The following is a 15829-nucleotide window of genomic DNA, read 5'->3' as shown; positions in this document are numbered from 1 at the left end:
GTGTGTCAATGAATAATTACAAAATAATTAAAAAAGCGAATATGAAAAAATGGGAAAAAAGGGCATGATCAGCCCTTAAGAGAATAGATTTTATCTGATATTTTGACCTTGAGGTATATCTCGGCATACTGAGAGGCGGAAACCTCTTCTACGTAATTCTGGATGAAATTTTTGTTAATGCCATTCTTCTTAAGAATATCGGCGGCTTTGTTGTACGCGATGGCGGCCTCGGCCTCGGAGGCGTACTTTCCAACGACGTAGTTGCTTCTTATATGAATGACAGTCTTGTACTTCACAAAACCTTTTTCCGCAAACTGTCTTACACCGTGGTATCTGTTTAAGATAATGATATTCTCGTAGCGAAGGTCGTAAGGGTCATCATTGGCAAAAGAAAAATCGCGCCCCCTTACCGAGTAGCTCTTTATGCCGTAGCGCGCAAGCACGGAAAGCTGGCTGCCGTAATCCGCGACAAAAAGATGAGAGCCTCTTTTCATTATTTTATGTGATGAGTAGTAAAAGAGATCCTCTATATCAAATTTATATGCTGTTTCGGGTGAAAGATAATAAAGAAAATACTTTTTTTCCAAATAAATGGGATTGGAAATGTACATTCCCTTGTCTCTGTAGTTGATGAGAGAGACATATTTTTCGAAAGGAAGCGACATCTCTTTTTTATAAGAGGAGATAGTGGCCTTGTCCGAATGAAGGACGCGATAAGCCTCCTTGTAGACCTTGGCGGCGATCCTCTTGTCGGAGAATGAGCCAAGGGCTATGTGCTTGCCGTTATAGGTTATTGAAGACCTGTAGGAAGGGGTTCCGTCTTTAAGTGTTGTTTCGTAAACCCCGACAGATTTATTTTTTTTCACACAAGAACCTCTTTTATGATATACTTTACGGGAATATTGTATCAATAAAAGAGGAGTAAAAGCAATGGCAAAGGAAGTTTTGTATAGTAGCACCAGGGGCGCACAGGGCCAGATTAAGGCTTCTGAGGCAATTCTTAGAGGACTTGCACCGGACGGAGGATTATATGTTCCGGATCATATACCGCATCTTGAAAAGAGTCTTAGAGAGATTTCAGAGCTCGATTATCAGGGAACAGCTTATGAAGTAATGAAGCTTCTTCTTACGGACTATACCGAGGAAGAGCTTAAATATTGCATTTCTCATGCATATGATTCCAAGTTCGATACCAAAGAGATAGCACCCATATCGGAGGCAGACGGCGCATACTATCTTGAACTTTATCACGGAGCAACCATTGCTTTTAAGGATATGGCACTTTCAATCCTGCCTTATCTCATGACAACGGCAGCCAAGAAGAACAACGCCAAGAACGAGATCGTTATTCTTACAGCTACCAGCGGAGATACAGGAAAGGCTGCACTTGCAGGTTTTGCTGACGTTCCCGGAACAAGGATTATCGTCTTTTATCCCAAGCACGGCGTAAGCCCCATCCAGGAGCAGCAGATGGTTACTCAGAAGGGTGACAATACCTGCGTTATAGGAATTGAAGGAAACTTTGACGATGCGCAGACAGGAGTTAAAAAGCTCTTTACAGATCCTGAGCTTGCTAAGCAGATGGATGAGAAGGGATTCCAGTTCTCATCGGCCAATTCGATCAATATCGGTCGACTTGTACCTCAGATCGTTTATTATGTTTATTCATACGCTAAGCTCCTTAAAGAGGGCAGAATAGCTGATGATGACAAGATCAACGTTGTTGTTCCCACAGGTAACTTCGGTAACATCCTTGCCGCATACTATGCAAAGAACATGGGCGTGCCGATCGGTAAGCTTATCTGTGCATCCAACTCAAACAAGGTACTTTTCGATTTCTTCCAGACGGGAGAGTACGACAGAAACCGTGATTTCGTGCTCACGGCTTCTCCTTCAATGGATATTCTTATTTCATCAAACCTTGAGAGACTTATCTATCACATCTCAGGCGACAGTGCTTCCAAGGACGCCGAGTATATGAAGCAGCTCACTGAGACAGGTAAGTATGAAATAACAGATGATATGAGATCCAAACTTGTTGATTTCTTTGGCGGCTTCGCTACTGAGGAAGAGACATTTGATACGATCAGAAAGGTGTTCGACAAGACCGGATATCTTATGGACACACATACAGCTGTTGCAAGCTCTGTATACAGCAAGTATGTAAAGGAGACCGGAGATAAGACTGTAACTGTTATTGCTTCAACAGCAAGCCCCTTCAAATTCACAAGAAGCGTTATGAACGCACTTGGAAAGGGCGATGACAGCAAGGATGATTTCGCGCTTGCTGATGAGCTTTCCGCAGTATCGGGCGTTGCCATACCCGATGCGGTTTCATCTATCAGAACAGCCGAGATCAGACACAAAACAGTTGTCGATAAGACGGAAATGGAGAAGGCAGTTAAGAATTTCCTGGGCATGTAAAAAGAAAAGTCGCGAGAATCCGCATATTTATTGCGCAGGGCTCTCGCGCATACAATAAAATACGGAGGTGCGAATGGAAAACGGAAAAAACATTTACTCAGAAAACACACCGCAGATTGTTGAACTTGCTAAGCTTTCGGAAGTTGCCGATCAGATAGAGAACGATCTTTTTCTTAAATATGATGTTAAAAGAGGCTTAAGAGACCTCAACGGTAAGGGCGTACTTACCGGACTTACACGTATTTCAGAGATTATTGCCAAAGAAGAAGTTGACGGTAAGAGCATTCCCAAGGACGGAGAGCTCTACTTTAGAGGATATGACGTTAAAGACCTTATTAAGGCTGCGGTCGACGATAAGAGATTTGCTTTTGAGGAGTGCGCTTATCTGCTTTTGTTTGATAAGCTCCCCGATAAGGCGGAGCTTGCCGATTTTAACAGGCTTCTCGGATTCTACAGATCTCTTCCCACAAGCTTTGTAAGAGACATCATCATGAAGGCGCCCAGTAAGGATATGATGAATACCCTGGCAAGGAGCGTGCTTACGCTTTACTCCTATGACGACCTTGCAGACGACACATCACTTCCCAATGTACTCAGACAGAGCCTTCAGCTAATAAGCCTTTTCCCTCTTTTATCCATCTACGGATATCAGGCTTACAATCACTATCATGAGGGAAATACATTGTTCATTCATCCGCCTATTGAGAGTCTTTCAACGGCGGAGACCATATTACAGCTGCTAAGACCCGACAGCAAATACACTGAGCTTGAAGCAAGACTTCTTGATATCTGTCTTGTCCTTCATATGGAGCACGGCGGCGGTAACAACTCATCTTTCACAACGCATGTTGTGAGCTCAAGTATGACAGATACATATTCGGTTATCGCAGCAGCTATCGGTTCACTCAAAGGTCCCAGACACGGTGGAGCCAACATCAAGGTTGTTCACATGTTTGATGACATCGAGCAGAATGTAAAGAACTGGGAAGATGAAGATGAGCTTTCGGCTTACCTTGAAAAGATACTTAACAAGGAAGCATTTGATCAGGCAGGTCTTATCTATGGTATAGGACATGCTATTTATTCCAAATCTGACCCGAGAGCCCTTATCCTTAAGAGCTTTGTAGAGAAGCTTGCGGTTGAAAAGGGCAGGGAAAAAGAGCTTGCGCTTTACGAAGCTGTTGAGAGGCTTGCACCGCAGATCATCAGCGGAGAGCGTACTATGTACAAGGGTGTCAGCGCAAACGTTGACTTCTATTCAGGCTTTGTATACAGAATGCTCGATCTTCCCGAGGAGCTTTATCCCACAATCTTTGCTATGGCCAGGATCGTAGGATGGAGTGCACACCGAATGGAAGAGCTTGCCAACAACGGTAAGATCATCCGTCCTGCATATATGGCGATTGAGCCCAGAAAAGATTACGTCTCTATGGATGAGAGAAGATAACTCAAAAACAGACAGATTTCTGATTTCACTTTATTGGAGAAAGCAGGTTCTGCCTGTTTTTTTGTTTGTCTAAAAATACACGATACTTTTTTTCGGAAAAGTATATGGCAAAATGCACTCAATTTGCATTTTATTTTTGGTGAATTTTTAACAACGATTTTAGGATTTTGCTATTGAGTTTTGTGTGGTATGCACATATAATATGGGTATGTTATTTTATTAACGATTTACTAAGGAGGTATTTTTTATGTCACGTTTTACACTGCCCAGAGATGTTTACCACGGAAAGGGTGCTCTTGAAGCACTTAAGACTTTTGAGGGCAAACGCGCCATCATCTGCACAGGTGGCGGCTCAATGAAAAGAGGGGGATTTTTACAGAAAGTAGAGGCTTATCTTAAAGAGGCCGGAATGGAAGTTGAACTCTTTGAGGGAATCGAGTCAGATCCTTCCGTTGAGACAGTTATGAAGGGTGCAGAAGCTATGCAGAAATTCCAGCCTGACTGGATCGTAGCAATTGGTGGTGGTTCACCTATAGATGCAGCTAAGGCTATGTGGATCAAATATGAGTATCCCGAGACAACATTCGAAGATATGTGCAAGGTATTCGGACTTCCCAAGCTCCGCACCAAGGCTAAATTCTGTGCTATTTCTTCTACATCGGGAACAGCTACAGAGGTTACAGCTTTCTCTATCATCACAGATTACCAGAAGGGTATCAAGTTCCCTATCGCTGATTTCGAGATCACGCCCGATGTTGCTATCGTAGATCCCGAGCTTGCACACACAATGCCCAAGAAGCTCGTTGCTCATACAGGTATGGATGCTATGACTCACGCTGTTGAGGCATATGTTTCTACAGCTAACTGCGATTACACAGATCCTCTCGCTATCCATGCGATTGAGATGATCATGGACAATCTTGTTAAATCATACAATGAGGATATGGACGCAAGAGATGCAATGCATAATGCACAGTGCCTTGCCGGAATGGCATTCTCCAATGCGCTTCTTGGTATCGTTCACTCAATGGCTCACAAGACAGGTGCTGTATTTGCAGACCAGGGCGCACACATCATCCACGGCGCAGCTAATGCTATGTACCTTCCTAAGGTAGTTGCATTCAATGCCAAGGATCCCACAGCTAAGAAGCGTTACGGCGTTATCGCTGATTACATGCACCTTGGCGGATCCAATGACGATGAGAAGGTTAAGCTCCTTATCGAGTACCTCCGCAAGATGAATGACGATCTCAACATCCCTCATAGCATCAATCACTACGGAGCAGACGGACTTCCCGCAGAGCAGGGCTTTGTATCAGAGGAAGTATTCCTTGAGAGACTCCACGACATCGCAGCCAACGCTATCCTCGATGCCTGCACAGGCTCCAATCCTCGTCAGCCCAGCCAGGAAGAGATGGAAAAGCTCCTCAAGTGCTGCTACTATGACACAGAGGTAGATTTCTGATAGATTTTATCTGCTATCATAAGAATATAAAAAACCGGCGGGACAGCAGTCTCGCCGGTTTCATTATGTTTTGTGGAATTATGCGGCTGTATTACAGAGAATACTTAGCGGCAATAAGAGGAGCAACCTTGGATGAGCCGATCCTGCTGCATCCTGCCTCTGCATATGCGAGAGCGTCCTCGATGGTGCGGATTCCGCCGGCAGCCTTGATCTTAACGTCAGGTCCGATGTGCTTCTTGAAGAGCTCGATGTCCTCGAGAGTAGCACCTGCTGAACCAAAACCTGTTGAAGTCTTGATATAATCAGCCTTAACCTCAGTTACGATCTCGCAGAGCTTGATCTTCTCGTCCTCTGTGAGATAGCATGTCTCGATGATGACCTTGAGAAGCTTGTCGCCGCAAGCCTTGCGGATCATCTCAAGCTCTTTTTTAACCTCGTCATATCTGTGATTCTTGACATCACTTACATTAACAACGGTGTCGATCTCGGAAGCACCGTCTCTGATGGCAACCTTGGCCTCTTCAACCTTGGACTCAGGGCAGCTATAGCCGAGAGGGAAGCCGATTACTGTACAAAGATTGAGCTTGTCGCCGTATTTGTCGTGCACTCTCTTAAGATATGTGGGAGGGATGCACACTGAAGCTGTGCCGTATTTAACAGCCTCGTCGCAAAGTTCTATGATTCCTTCCATTGTGGCATCTGCCTGAAGAAGTGTGTGATCGATAAGTTTTAAGATATCTTTTTCTTCCACGATAAATTCTCCTTTTTTCGAAAAAATTAAATCTGTTATTTATGTATTTTACCATATTTTTGGCTGCTGTTATATGTGGTAAAATTCTATTGAGTTATTTTCAGGTGGGAGGATTTTTTTTTATGTCTTTTATGGATTCGTTTTATGGGGGAAAGAACGTATACGAGACTTCTGAAGGCTATGAGAAGTTAATGATCTTTTATCTATGCATTCATTTAGCCCTGGAAGTTGTTTACATCGGCTCAAGCTGTACGCCTATGGAGATCATCAACATAGGAAGTATTCTTTTATATGTCGGACTGTTTTTCTTAAATAAGACGAAGCATAAACTTTATGTAGTCTGGGGCACTATGTGGGAAATCCTCTTGCATGCGGTTTTAGGCTCTGTTTTTATGGGATATAACTGCGGATTCTTCTTTTGGATATTCTCTTTGGTAGCTATGAGCTTTGTGCCGCTATATATCCCGCTATACAATGTCTTCCTGAGATCAATGGCTACAGTATATGTTGTATCAAATTGTATTATTTTTGTGCTGCTTAAGTTTTTTTCGGAACATGGCATGCTGCCAAGCAGATATAATGCTTCTCCCCAAGTTGCGAACGTTATGTATTTTATAAACGCATCACTTTCGCTGGGGACCGTAGTTGGCCAGCTTATCTTTTATTCATACAGCGTTAGCAAATACAATGCAACACTCAAGAGGATGAACGAGACCGACTATCTTACCGGACTCTATAACAGAAAATATATGATAGGTCTTTTTAATAAAGAGATCGATCGCATGGACAGCGGTGAAAGCGGAGATATCTCGATCGCAATCCTTGATATTGACTTTTTTAAGAAGATCAACGACACCTACGGCCATAACGCAGGAGACGAGATCCTGATCGATCTTGCCAATATGTTCAGGTCTGAGGGTGAAGGCAAGTATATGGTCGCTCGCTGGGGCGGAGAAGAATTTGCGATCCTCGGTTCCTACGACCTTAGCTACGAGGCTTTCTGCGAAGAAATGCGTAGCCTTAATAAGAAAATAGCGACTACCGGATTTATCGCCGATAATAATGAGCTTACCGTTACCGTGTCCATCGGTACGGCACACTATGAGAAGGGCGAGACTATCGTAGATATCATCAAAAAAGCCGACGACAGGCTTTACGAAGCCAAAGAAACCGGAAGAAACAAAGTAATATCATAAAGGAGTATTTACAGATAAATGTCAGAAAATGAAGTTATTAAGGGAAGGCTCTTTGGCCTTCGCGCTGCAATGAAGGAAAACGGCATCGACTACTACATGATGCCTACATCCGATTTCCACAACTCGGAGTATTCTGCAGACTTTTTCAAAGTAAGGGAGTATTTTTGCGGATTTGACGGATCCAACGGAACGCTTGTCGTAAGTGCAGATGAGGCGGGACTTTGGACTGACGGAAGATATTTCATTCAGGCAGGAAACCAGCTTGCGGGCACAGGCGTTGAGCTCTACAAAATGGGCAACCCCGGTGTTCCCACCATCGAGGAATATCTTTTTGAGAACATGAAAGAGGGCGAGGTTCTCGGCTTTGACGGAAGAGTTGTTTCGGCAGCTATCGGCGAGAAGCTCGAAAAGAAGTTAAAAGATAAAAAGATAAGCCTTAAGATCGACAAGGATCTTGCGGAGGATGTCTGGACAGGAAGACCGGCGCTTCCCTGCCATGATATCTATGTTTTATCCGACGAGCTCTGCGGAAAGTCTTTTGCAGAGAAACTTGCGGATGTCAGAGCCAAGATGAAAGAGTATGGCGCTACGTCGCATCTTTTGTCCAAGCTTGATGACATCATGTGGCTTACAAATTTAAGAGGAAATGACGTGGAGTGCAACCCCGTTGCGCTCTCATATGCATACATAACAAGCGATATGTTTACCTTGTTTATTCAGCCAAAAGAGGTAACTTCTGAGGTTAAGGCATATTGCGACAAGGTCGGAATTGAGCTTAAGGACTATGATGAAGTAATGAAATATGTATCCGAAAGCTCTTTTGACGGAGACCTTTTATACGATAAGAGAAACACGAACTATTTCACATACAGGACTCTTTGCGAGAAGGCCGCAGCCGCAAAGGTTTCTTTGATAAATAAAAAAGATCCGACGGAGCTTATGAAGGCTGTCAAGAACGAGACTGAGCTAAAGAATATCAGGGAAGTCTATATCAAGGACAGCGCCAAGCTCACAGAGTTTATTTACTGGGTAAAAAAGAATGTGGGTAAGATCCCGATGACCGAGTATTCGGCAGCGATGAAGCTTGATAGCATGAGAGCCGAGATCCCCGGCTTTATTGAACTTTCTTTTCCCACAATAAGTGCGTATAACGCCAATGCAGCAATGGCGCACTACGACGCTACTGAGGATAATTGTGCCGAAGTTAAGCCGCAGGGCATGCTCCTTGTGGATTCGGGCGGAACATATATGGGCGGAACGACCGACGTAACAAGAACCATCGTTGTCGGAGAGATTTCCGATGAGATCAAGAAGCATTACACCGCGACGGTTGCCGGAATGCTTGAGCTTGCAAATGCACGTTTTATGGACGGATGTACGGGCAGAAACGTTGATATCTACGCAAGAAGAGCGCTCTGGGATATCGGAATCGACTACAATCACGGAACAGGCCACGGAATCGGTTATATCTTAAATGTTCATGAGGGACCGCAGGGTATCAGATGGAAATATGTTGAGGGCGTGAGTGAAGCGCTCCTTAAACCCGGCATGGTCGTATCCGACGAGCCCGGCGTTTATATCGAGGGAAGCCACGGAATCCGCATCGAGAATATCGTTGAGGTCGTAAGTCGTCTTGAGAATGAGTTTGGTAAGTTCTACGGCTTTGAACATCTTACATACGTTCCGATCGATCTCGAAGCAATCGATACCGAGTTTATGAAACCTGAGGCAAAAGATCTTTTGAACAGATATCATGAAGAGGTTTACAAGAAAATTGAGCCTCTTATCGAGGACAAAGATATAAAAGCATGGCTTAAAGAGGCTACAAGGGCGGTATAAAGACGGATCCAAAGTTAATAATATCGGCTAAGGTCATCATAAGCTTTATCGCCGAAAGCTCTTTTTAATAAAATAATAATTGCTGTTTTATAAATGTGAGCGATGTCTAAAAAGTCTGTTAAATACTGGGTTTTCGCTTGAAAAATAGATTTCTGTGATTATAATAATAATTAGGAACTACCTAGTAGTTCTCCTGGGGTGTCCGACAACTCCTGTGTAATTTGAACCTACATTTATTTGAACGGGACTCCTACATTACCATAATAAATGTCACGCCTTCGGCCCTGCGCATGCGCAGACCAGCCATGGGAGAGGAAGACAGGCATCATGGTTGCGGTAACCCACCTGGCGTAAGCTAGGAGTCAAATAACAGGAACCGGCATTTTGGGATTATTTAGGAAACAGAGCAGTCATAGAAATATGGCTGCTTTTCCTTTTGTTCTAGGAAAAGAGGACAACAGCCGCGTTTGGTGTTATGATTGATGGGAGAGGGGTAACAAGATATGGAAGTGGTGGGCTTTATTGTTTCTTTGATAAGAGATTTTTCTCGAAAGATGCAGAGGAAGAATATTGATTCATATGCCAGTAGTACGGCGTTTTTTCTGATAATCTCGCTGATACCGCTGCTCATCATGATAACGTCGATCATTCCGTACACACCTATCACCAAGGAGGATCTTGTCAGGGCATTTGTCAGGATCACACCGAGCTTTACGGATGATACCATAAAGAGCTTTATTGATGAGGCTTACCGGAATTCCGAGGCGGTATTTTCCATATCGGCGATCGTCACGCTTTGGTCCGGCTCTCTTGGAATGATGGCGCTTATAAGAGGTCTTAACCGTATATATGAAGTCAAGGAGCATCGTAGCTTCATATATCAGCGATTTATCGCAGCTCTTTACACGGTGGCTATGATAGTTATCGTGCTTATGATGCTCATACTGATGGTCTTTGGAAGAAGACTGGAGAATTTCCTAATTGGTTATTATCCACCGGTTGCAGTGGTCATCTCGTTTTTGATCAATTTCAGGTTTGTACTGATAATAGGTATTGCGATTTTTCTTTTTGCCCTTACCTATACATATATTCCGGGTGTTAAGATGAAATATGTATATCAGCTGCCGGGAGCAGTGTTTTCCGCGGTTGTATGGTATGTGTTTTCATGGTTCTTCTCGATCTATGTCAACAGTACCAACAGCTACTCGCTATACGGAAGCCTGGCAACACCGGTGATCATGATGTTCTGGTTGTATTTTTGCATATACATATTCCTGATCGGCGCATTTATCAATAAATACTGGAGGACACGATGAAATTCAATAACAAGTGGTTTAAAAAGAAATGGGTATCGTACACGATTGCGACATGTTCGGCAGTTATTTTGTACATGATCCTTTCGAACATCTCGGGGCTGTTTTCAATAATAAAAGGGTTCTTTAGCTTTATAAGACCCATCATAATCGCGATTGTTATCGCCTATATCTTTGACCCCATGGCCAAGCTTCTTCAAAGGACTGTCTTTAAGAAGATAAAAAGAGAGAGCACCAGGTGGAAGTTCTCCGTTGCGGGTGCGATCATAATCATACTCTCGGCGGTTTCTCTTTTGTTTGCCGCGCTTATTCCGCAGCTTGGCGATAGTATCTCAACCTTCGTATCGAATATCGGCGGTTATATAGATTCGTCGCAGAAGCTTTTGAAAAACCTTGAAAACGGCGGCGGAAGACGCATGTTCGGCTTTGATATCAGAGGACTTGCCGGATTTGGTGAAAAGTTATTGGACGGAATAAGCGACTATTTCTCCCATAACATGGACACCTTCGTAAGCGGCTCTGTGAGCGCCGGTAAGGGAGTTTTTGACACCGTTATCGCATTCATCCTTGCCATCTATTTTATGATAGATAAAAAGAGGATCATTGCGGGCTTTAGCAAGTTCATGAGCCTTATCATGAAGGAAAAGACATATAAGAACAGCGCGGATCTTTTTGAGAGATGCAATGCCATTCTCATCAGATACATCAGCTTTGATATTATCGACGGAATCATTGTCGGCGTAGTTAATTTCATCTACATGGTTATCGCGGGACAGCCGTATTCGGTGCTTATCTCCGTGATAGTTGCGATAACGAACCTGGCTCCGACCTTCGGACCGATCGTCGGCTGCGCCATAGGATCTTTTATCCTGGTACTCGTTAATCCCTGGTATGCACTGTGGTTCATCATCTTTACGATAGTGCTCCAGACCATCGACGGATATATACTTAAGCCAAGACTCTTTGGCGAGAGCCTCGGAGTATCGCCTCTCATGATACTTATCGCGATCATCCTTGGCGGAAGGCTTTTCGGAGTTCCCGGAATCCTGCTTGCGATCCCATTTGCGGCGATCCTCGACTTTGTTTTCAAGGACTATGTGATAAAAAAGCTTGAGGAAAAGCGCTCGCAGCGGTACAATATGTAGTATGATATAGGTGTCAAAAGACAAAATGTGTACATGCTTGCATGTTAAACATTTTGGATTTATGACCCGAACAAACATGAGGAATTAGCAATTTACGTAGTAAATTAGCGGTTTCCGAATGTTTGTAGAATTGCGAGAATGACGTAAGTCATGGAGCAATTCGTATATCATACATTCTGTATATCATCAGAGTGTATATCATACCAATCGTTGTATAAAAGGATTCGGAATACATATGTATTTCGAGAGAGCGAGGGGATAATGGATTTTGTAGATAACGCTGTTACTTTTGCAAAAGATAAGATTGATTTCGTGATGGATAAATGGGATTCTCTCTCGGAAGAGAAGAAGAAACTCTTCATCGGATGCGCTGTTGTAGCCGTTTCCGTTATTGTTGTGTGCGCCATTGCGTACAGCATCGGCAAGTCTCACGGAAGAAGATCTGTTTTTGAAGAAGATTTCTAAGTTTATAGTGATTTGATTGCGCTCGGAGTGCGTCCGGGCGCTTTTTTATTTATTTGTACCATTCCGAGCCCTTTATTTTAGTGGGTTTTGACGATGCAATTCCTGATGACACTAAACGTTTTTTCGCATATAATAAAGAGGTATTAATCTTTCGAAAGGGGACAGGAGTAATGGTGCAGAAAAAGAAAAGAAATGTTATTGTTGGACAGTCAGGCGGCCCTACGGCAGCAATCAATTCTTCACTTGCCGGTGTGTACAGAACCGCCATCGATCGTGGGTATAACAAGGTTTACGGTATGATCCACGGTGTTCAGGGGCTCATGGAAGGTCGATATGTAGACCTCTCCGATCACATTCAGTCAGGACTTGATATCGAGTTACTTAAGAGAACTCCCTCAGCTTATCTGGGTTCATGCAGATACAAGCTTCCGGAAATCTTTGAAAGCAAAGATATCTACGAAAAGATCTTCGACATTCTCGTAAAATTGGAAATTGACTGCTTTATCTATATCGGCGGTAATGATTCAATGGATACCATCAAGAAGTTATCGGATTATGCGATAATCACCGGTTCGGACATCAGATTTGTAGGATGCCCCAAGACCATTGATAACGATCTGGCTTTGACAGACCATACTCCCGGTTATGGTTCCGCAGCCAAATATATAGGAACTTCCGTAAAAGAGATCATTCGTGACAGCTGGTCACTTGAGACAAGCCACGGACAGGTTATCATCGTAGAAGTAATGGGTAGAAACGCAGGATGGCTCACAGGAGCAACAGCTCTTTCAAAGGGTGAGGATTGCGATGGACCCGATGCTATCTATCTTCCCGAGATTCCTTTTGATCTCGATGCTTTCATTAAAAAGATAAAGAACCTTCTTAAGACCAAGGCGTCTATTGTTGTAGCTGTATCCGAAGGTATCCGGACCAAGGACGGCAAGTATGTAAGCGATATGGACAACTCCGTTGAGTATGTAGATGCTTTCGGACACAAGCAGCTTACAGGTACTGCAAGATATCTTTGTAACGTAGTTTCCGCAGAATGCGGATGTAAGACAAGAGCTATCGAGCTTTCAACACTTCAGAGAGCTGCAAGCCACTGCGCATCACGTGTTGATATCCTTGAGGCTTATGAGGTCGGAGGTGCCGCTATGAAGGCAGCCGACGAGGGCGACAGCGGCAAGATGGTCGTTATCGAGAGACTTTCCGACGATCCTTATCAGGCAGGGACAGAGGTAAAGGACGTTCACAAGATTGCCAACGACGAGCGTACCGTGCCGAGAAATTGGATCAGCAAGGACGGAACATACGTAACCAGCGAGTTTATTACATATGTTAGACCTCTAATCCAAGGCGACGTGGGACCTATCATGGTTGATGGTATCCCGAGACACCTCTACAGGCCCGGTTTCCAGGATATACTTTGATAAAAGCCTTGTGAATAGGCACTTTTTTGTAAATTTTTTGTTAAATATGGCGATTTTTCTGCATTTAAGTGTTGTTATGTGCATTTAATAGTGGTAAAATGGGCAATGTAGTAAATAAATTTCTTTTTGGAGGGAAAATTACATGAACAAGACAGAACTTATCGATGCAATTGCTAAGGAAGCAGGTCTTTCAAAGAAGGACGCTGGTTTAGCACTTAACGCATTCACAGACGTAGTAACAAAGGAGCTTAAGAAGAAGGGTAAGGTTCAGCTTGTTGGATTCGGTACATTCGAGACAACAAAGAGAGCTGCTAGAACAGGTAAGAATCCTCAGACTGGCGCTGCTATCAAGATCCCTGCATCTGTAGCACCTAAGTTCAAGGCTGGTAAGGCTCTTAAGGATCTTGTAAACAAGAAGTAATTTAATATCATACGGAAAAGAGCGTGTCGTTAGACGCGCTCTTTTTTTGTGCGCTAAAAGCTAGTAGGCAAAGCCCCCTGCGTGTCGTAAATTTTCAGACTATTAATCGGTTAATGTATTGAAAAATCGTAAAATTTTTATTAAAATTATATTATATTCCTACTATTTTTATATGAGGGTGGATAAGATGAATTTCGAAAAGAGCTTCGAAAACTTTGTTCAGATTCTATCTGAGGAGGAAGTTACTTCTGAAATTACCCCCAGTGCGCTCGCAGACATTTCTAAGGAGTATGCGTTGCGTTCTATAGTGGCGGTTGTTTCGTTCGCTAAAGGGGCGGATGAAGAAGGCGAGCCGGACACGGTTATTTCACTGTTCGGTCCTGTTCCGGAAGGGGAAGCACCTGCTTATTATTTCAAGAATGAAATGGCAGGCAAGAGGATAGTTACATACAATATCTATCTATTGGGGGACAAGAGATGGACAGAAGAAGAGTATAAGAGCTTTTCTGTTATCATTGACATATTATCTTTTCATTTAGAGCGTTATCTTCTAAACGGTATCGTTAAGGAGAGCACGTTTATTCAGTATTTGACCAGGCTTCCGAATGCAGGAGGCTTCCTTGCGTTTGCCGGAAGGCTCTTTGAGGAAGAACGCATTCAAGACTACAATTCCTTTTACTTTAATCTTAAGAGTTTTGGCCTCGTAAGCCGCCGTTTCGGTATTACCGAAGGCGACGAGATCATGAAGCGCTACGCCAAGAAACTTCGCGAGTTCTGTGAGCAGGACGAGATCGTGGCTCACCTCGGCGGAGATAACTTTACTGCGCTCATTAAAAAAGACAGAACCAACGACTTCCTCGAACTGTTATCCGGCATTCAGGTTGTCGGATTTAGAAATGAAAAAGAGGAGCCGATCACAATATCCGCTGTTGCGGGCGTTTACTCCGTTGATGATTCGTTAAAAGAGCCTGGACAGCTAATTTCACGTGCCGGAATGGCCTGCAGCTATGCCAAAAACGTAGCAAATAAGCCATACGTATTCGTAAACAAGGCCATGAGCACCAAGATATACAGACAAAAACAGATCGAAGAGCGCTACGAAGAAGCTCTTCAGAACGACGAATTCAGAATATATCTGCAACCCAAGGTTGATACAATAACAGGTGAAATTGTTGGAGCCGAGGCTCTGGCTAGATGGTTCTGCAACGGAATCGTACTTTATCCGACGGAATTTGTGCCCATTTTGGAGCAGGAAGGCCTTGTCGCAACGCTCGACCTCTACGTCCTCAAAAAAGCCTGCGAATACATAAGAAACTGGCAGGAGAAGGGCATTCCGATCGTTCCGGTATCCGTCAACTTCTCAAGGCGCGACCTTGGTTATAAGCACCTGGCAAAAGAAATAGCGCAGATAATCGACGACTACGGCGTTGACAGAAAGTTTATCCAGATAGAGGTTACCGAGACTGCAAGCGAAGATGAGAGAGGTCTTATGACGAACTTCCTCAACAAGCTTAAAGACATGAATATCAGCACCGCGATCGATGACTTCGGAACGGGCTTTTCTTCACTGTCCACGCTCAGGGATTTCCCTGTAAAGGTCATCAAGATAGACAGATCCTTTATAAGCAGTGACAACCTCAACAAGAACGATGAGATCGTCCTTAAGAACATAGTTGCGATGGCTAGGGAGCTTGGAATCGACGTCGTGACGGAAGGCGTTGAGAGAACCGAGCAGACAGACCTCCTTAAGGAAGTCGGCTGCCATGTCGTTCAGGGTTTCTTGTATGACAACCCTATGCCGATGGACGACTTTGAGAAACGCCTTGAAAAGAAATACTATGATAACTGAATATATCAGAATCCTAGGGCCTTGTTTTACGCAGGGTCCTTTTTTATTGCAATATCTTACAAAATTGTAAGGTTATCTCTTTGT

Annotated in this window: 13 protein-coding genes and 1 other RNA gene; 12 read left to right on the top strand and 2 right to left on the bottom strand. The window is 43.7% G+C overall.

The genetic code is table 11. The features are described 5' to 3' along the window. Nucleotides 1-68: 68 nt before the first annotated feature. Nucleotides 69-866: a hypothetical protein gene (locus D6853_RS08535; RefSeq protein WP_120657588.1), complete on the bottom strand. Its 798-nt coding sequence runs from the start codon at nucleotides 864-866 to the stop codon at nucleotides 69-71. A 64-nt stretch (nucleotides 867-930) separates the two neighbouring features. Here D6853_RS08535 and thrC point away from each other — a divergent pair, with 64 nt between their 5' ends. The 3 genes from thrC to D6853_RS08520 all read left to right on the top strand — a co-directional run bounded on the left by thrC (nucleotide 931) and on the right by D6853_RS08520 (nucleotide 5336). Beyond that, nucleotides 931-2424 (top strand): threonine synthase, encoded by a 1494-nt coding sequence (gene thrC, locus D6853_RS08530; protein ID WP_120657587.1) that lies wholly within the window; start codon nucleotides 931-933, stop codon nucleotides 2422-2424. Nucleotides 2425-2497: 73 nt separating this feature from the next. After that, nucleotides 2498-3871: a citrate/2-methylcitrate synthase gene (locus tag D6853_RS08525; RefSeq protein WP_120657586.1), complete on the top strand. Its 1374-nt coding sequence runs from the start codon at nucleotides 2498-2500 to the stop codon at nucleotides 3869-3871. A gap of 247 nt (nucleotides 3872-4118) precedes the next feature. Further along, the gene (locus tag D6853_RS08520; protein ID WP_120657585.1) at nucleotides 4119-5336 is read left to right on the top strand and encodes an iron-containing alcohol dehydrogenase; all 1218 of its coding nucleotides are present in this window, start codon (nucleotides 4119-4121) and stop codon (nucleotides 5334-5336) included. Between the two features lie 91 nt (nucleotides 5337-5427). Here the strand turns inward: D6853_RS08520 and deoC are convergent, their stop codons facing one another. After that, nucleotides 5428-6087: a deoxyribose-phosphate aldolase gene (deoC, locus tag D6853_RS08515; RefSeq protein ID WP_120657584.1), complete on the bottom strand. Its 660-nt coding sequence runs from the start codon at nucleotides 6085-6087 to the stop codon at nucleotides 5428-5430. A gap of 122 nt (nucleotides 6088-6209) precedes the next feature. Between deoC and D6853_RS08510 the strand changes: the two genes are divergently transcribed. The 9 genes from D6853_RS08510 to D6853_RS08470 all read left to right on the top strand — a co-directional run bounded on the left by D6853_RS08510 (nucleotide 6210) and on the right by D6853_RS08470 (nucleotide 15745). Next, nucleotides 6210-7283, top strand: coding sequence for a GGDEF domain-containing protein (locus D6853_RS08510; protein ID WP_158588703.1), 1074 nt, complete (start codon nucleotides 6210-6212; stop codon nucleotides 7281-7283). A gap of 18 nt (nucleotides 7284-7301) precedes the next feature. Then, nucleotides 7302-9122: an aminopeptidase P family protein gene (locus tag D6853_RS08505; RefSeq protein WP_120657582.1), complete on the top strand. Its 1821-nt coding sequence runs from the start codon at nucleotides 7302-7304 to the stop codon at nucleotides 9120-9122. Nucleotides 9123-9309: 187 nt separating this feature from the next. Beyond that, nucleotides 9310-9517: non-coding RNA, 6S RNA (ssrS, locus tag D6853_RS08500), on the top strand. Between the two features lie 159 nt (nucleotides 9518-9676). Further along, the gene (locus D6853_RS08495) at nucleotides 9677-10438 is read left to right on the top strand and encodes a YihY/virulence factor BrkB family protein (protein ID WP_120657904.1); all 762 of its coding nucleotides are present in this window, start codon (nucleotides 9677-9679) and stop codon (nucleotides 10436-10438) included. Continuing rightward, nucleotides 10435-11580 carry an AI-2E family transporter gene (locus D6853_RS08490; RefSeq protein ID WP_120657581.1) on the top strand — a complete coding sequence of 382 codons (1146 nt, stop codon included), beginning with the start codon at nucleotides 10435-10437 and terminating at the stop codon, nucleotides 11578-11580. The genes D6853_RS08495 and D6853_RS08490 overlap by 4 nt, the downstream gene beginning before the upstream one ends. Before the next feature lie 261 nt (nucleotides 11581-11841). Further along, nucleotides 11842-12045, top strand: coding sequence for a hypothetical protein (locus D6853_RS08485; protein WP_120657580.1), 204 nt, complete (start codon nucleotides 11842-11844; stop codon nucleotides 12043-12045). A 170-nt stretch (nucleotides 12046-12215) separates the two neighbouring features. After that, nucleotides 12216-13475: a 6-phosphofructokinase gene (locus D6853_RS08480; protein ID WP_092250237.1), complete on the top strand. Its 1260-nt coding sequence runs from the start codon at nucleotides 12216-12218 to the stop codon at nucleotides 13473-13475. Nucleotides 13476-13617: 142 nt separating this feature from the next. Further along, complete coding sequence (locus tag D6853_RS08475) at nucleotides 13618-13896, top strand: HU family DNA-binding protein (protein WP_120657579.1); 279 nt, start codon at nucleotides 13618-13620, stop codon at nucleotides 13894-13896. Nucleotides 13897-14083: 187 nt separating this feature from the next. Then, complete coding sequence (locus tag D6853_RS08470; RefSeq protein ID WP_158588702.1) at nucleotides 14084-15745, top strand: putative bifunctional diguanylate cyclase/phosphodiesterase; 1662 nt, start codon at nucleotides 14084-14086, stop codon at nucleotides 15743-15745. Nucleotides 15746-15829 lie beyond the last annotated feature (84 nt).

Origin of the sequence: Butyrivibrio sp. X503, from assembly GCF_003625475.1 — a bacterium.
GTDB lineage: Bacteria > Bacillota > Clostridia > Lachnospirales > Lachnospiraceae > Butyrivibrio.
The sequence above is the reverse complement of the archived record's forward strand: the minus strand, read 5'-3'. Positions and strand labels throughout refer to the sequence as shown.

What these genes read in the sequence shown, in the direction of transcription:
- thrC (WP_120657587.1), top strand. Translation starts at nt 931, where the DNA reads ATGGCAAAGGAAGTTTTGTATAGTAGCACCAGGGGCGCACAGGGCCAG.
- D6853_RS08525 (WP_120657586.1), top strand. Translation starts at nt 2,498, where the DNA reads ATGGAAAACGGAAAAAACATTTACTCAGAAAACACACCGCAGATTGTT.
- D6853_RS08520 (WP_120657585.1), top strand. Translation starts at nt 4,119, where the DNA reads ATGTCACGTTTTACACTGCCCAGAGATGTTTACCACGGAAAGGGTGCT.
- D6853_RS08510 (WP_158588703.1), top strand. Translation starts at nt 6,210, where the DNA reads ATGTCTTTTATGGATTCGTTTTATGGGGGAAAGAACGTATACGAGACT.
- D6853_RS08505 (WP_120657582.1), top strand. Translation starts at nt 7,302, where the DNA reads ATGTCAGAAAATGAAGTTATTAAGGGAAGGCTCTTTGGCCTTCGCGCT.
- D6853_RS08495 (WP_120657904.1), top strand. Translation starts at nt 9,677, where the DNA reads ATGCAGAGGAAGAATATTGATTCATATGCCAGTAGTACGGCGTTTTTT.
- D6853_RS08490 (WP_120657581.1), top strand. Translation starts at nt 10,435, where the DNA reads ATGAAATTCAATAACAAGTGGTTTAAAAAGAAATGGGTATCGTACACG.
- D6853_RS08485 (WP_120657580.1), top strand. Translation starts at nt 11,842, where the DNA reads ATGGATTTTGTAGATAACGCTGTTACTTTTGCAAAAGATAAGATTGAT.
- D6853_RS08480 (WP_092250237.1), top strand. Translation starts at nt 12,216, where the DNA reads ATGGTGCAGAAAAAGAAAAGAAATGTTATTGTTGGACAGTCAGGCGGC.
- D6853_RS08475 (WP_120657579.1), top strand. Translation starts at nt 13,618, where the DNA reads ATGAACAAGACAGAACTTATCGATGCAATTGCTAAGGAAGCAGGTCTT.
- D6853_RS08470 (WP_158588702.1), top strand. Translation starts at nt 14,084, where the DNA reads ATGAATTTCGAAAAGAGCTTCGAAAACTTTGTTCAGATTCTATCTGAG.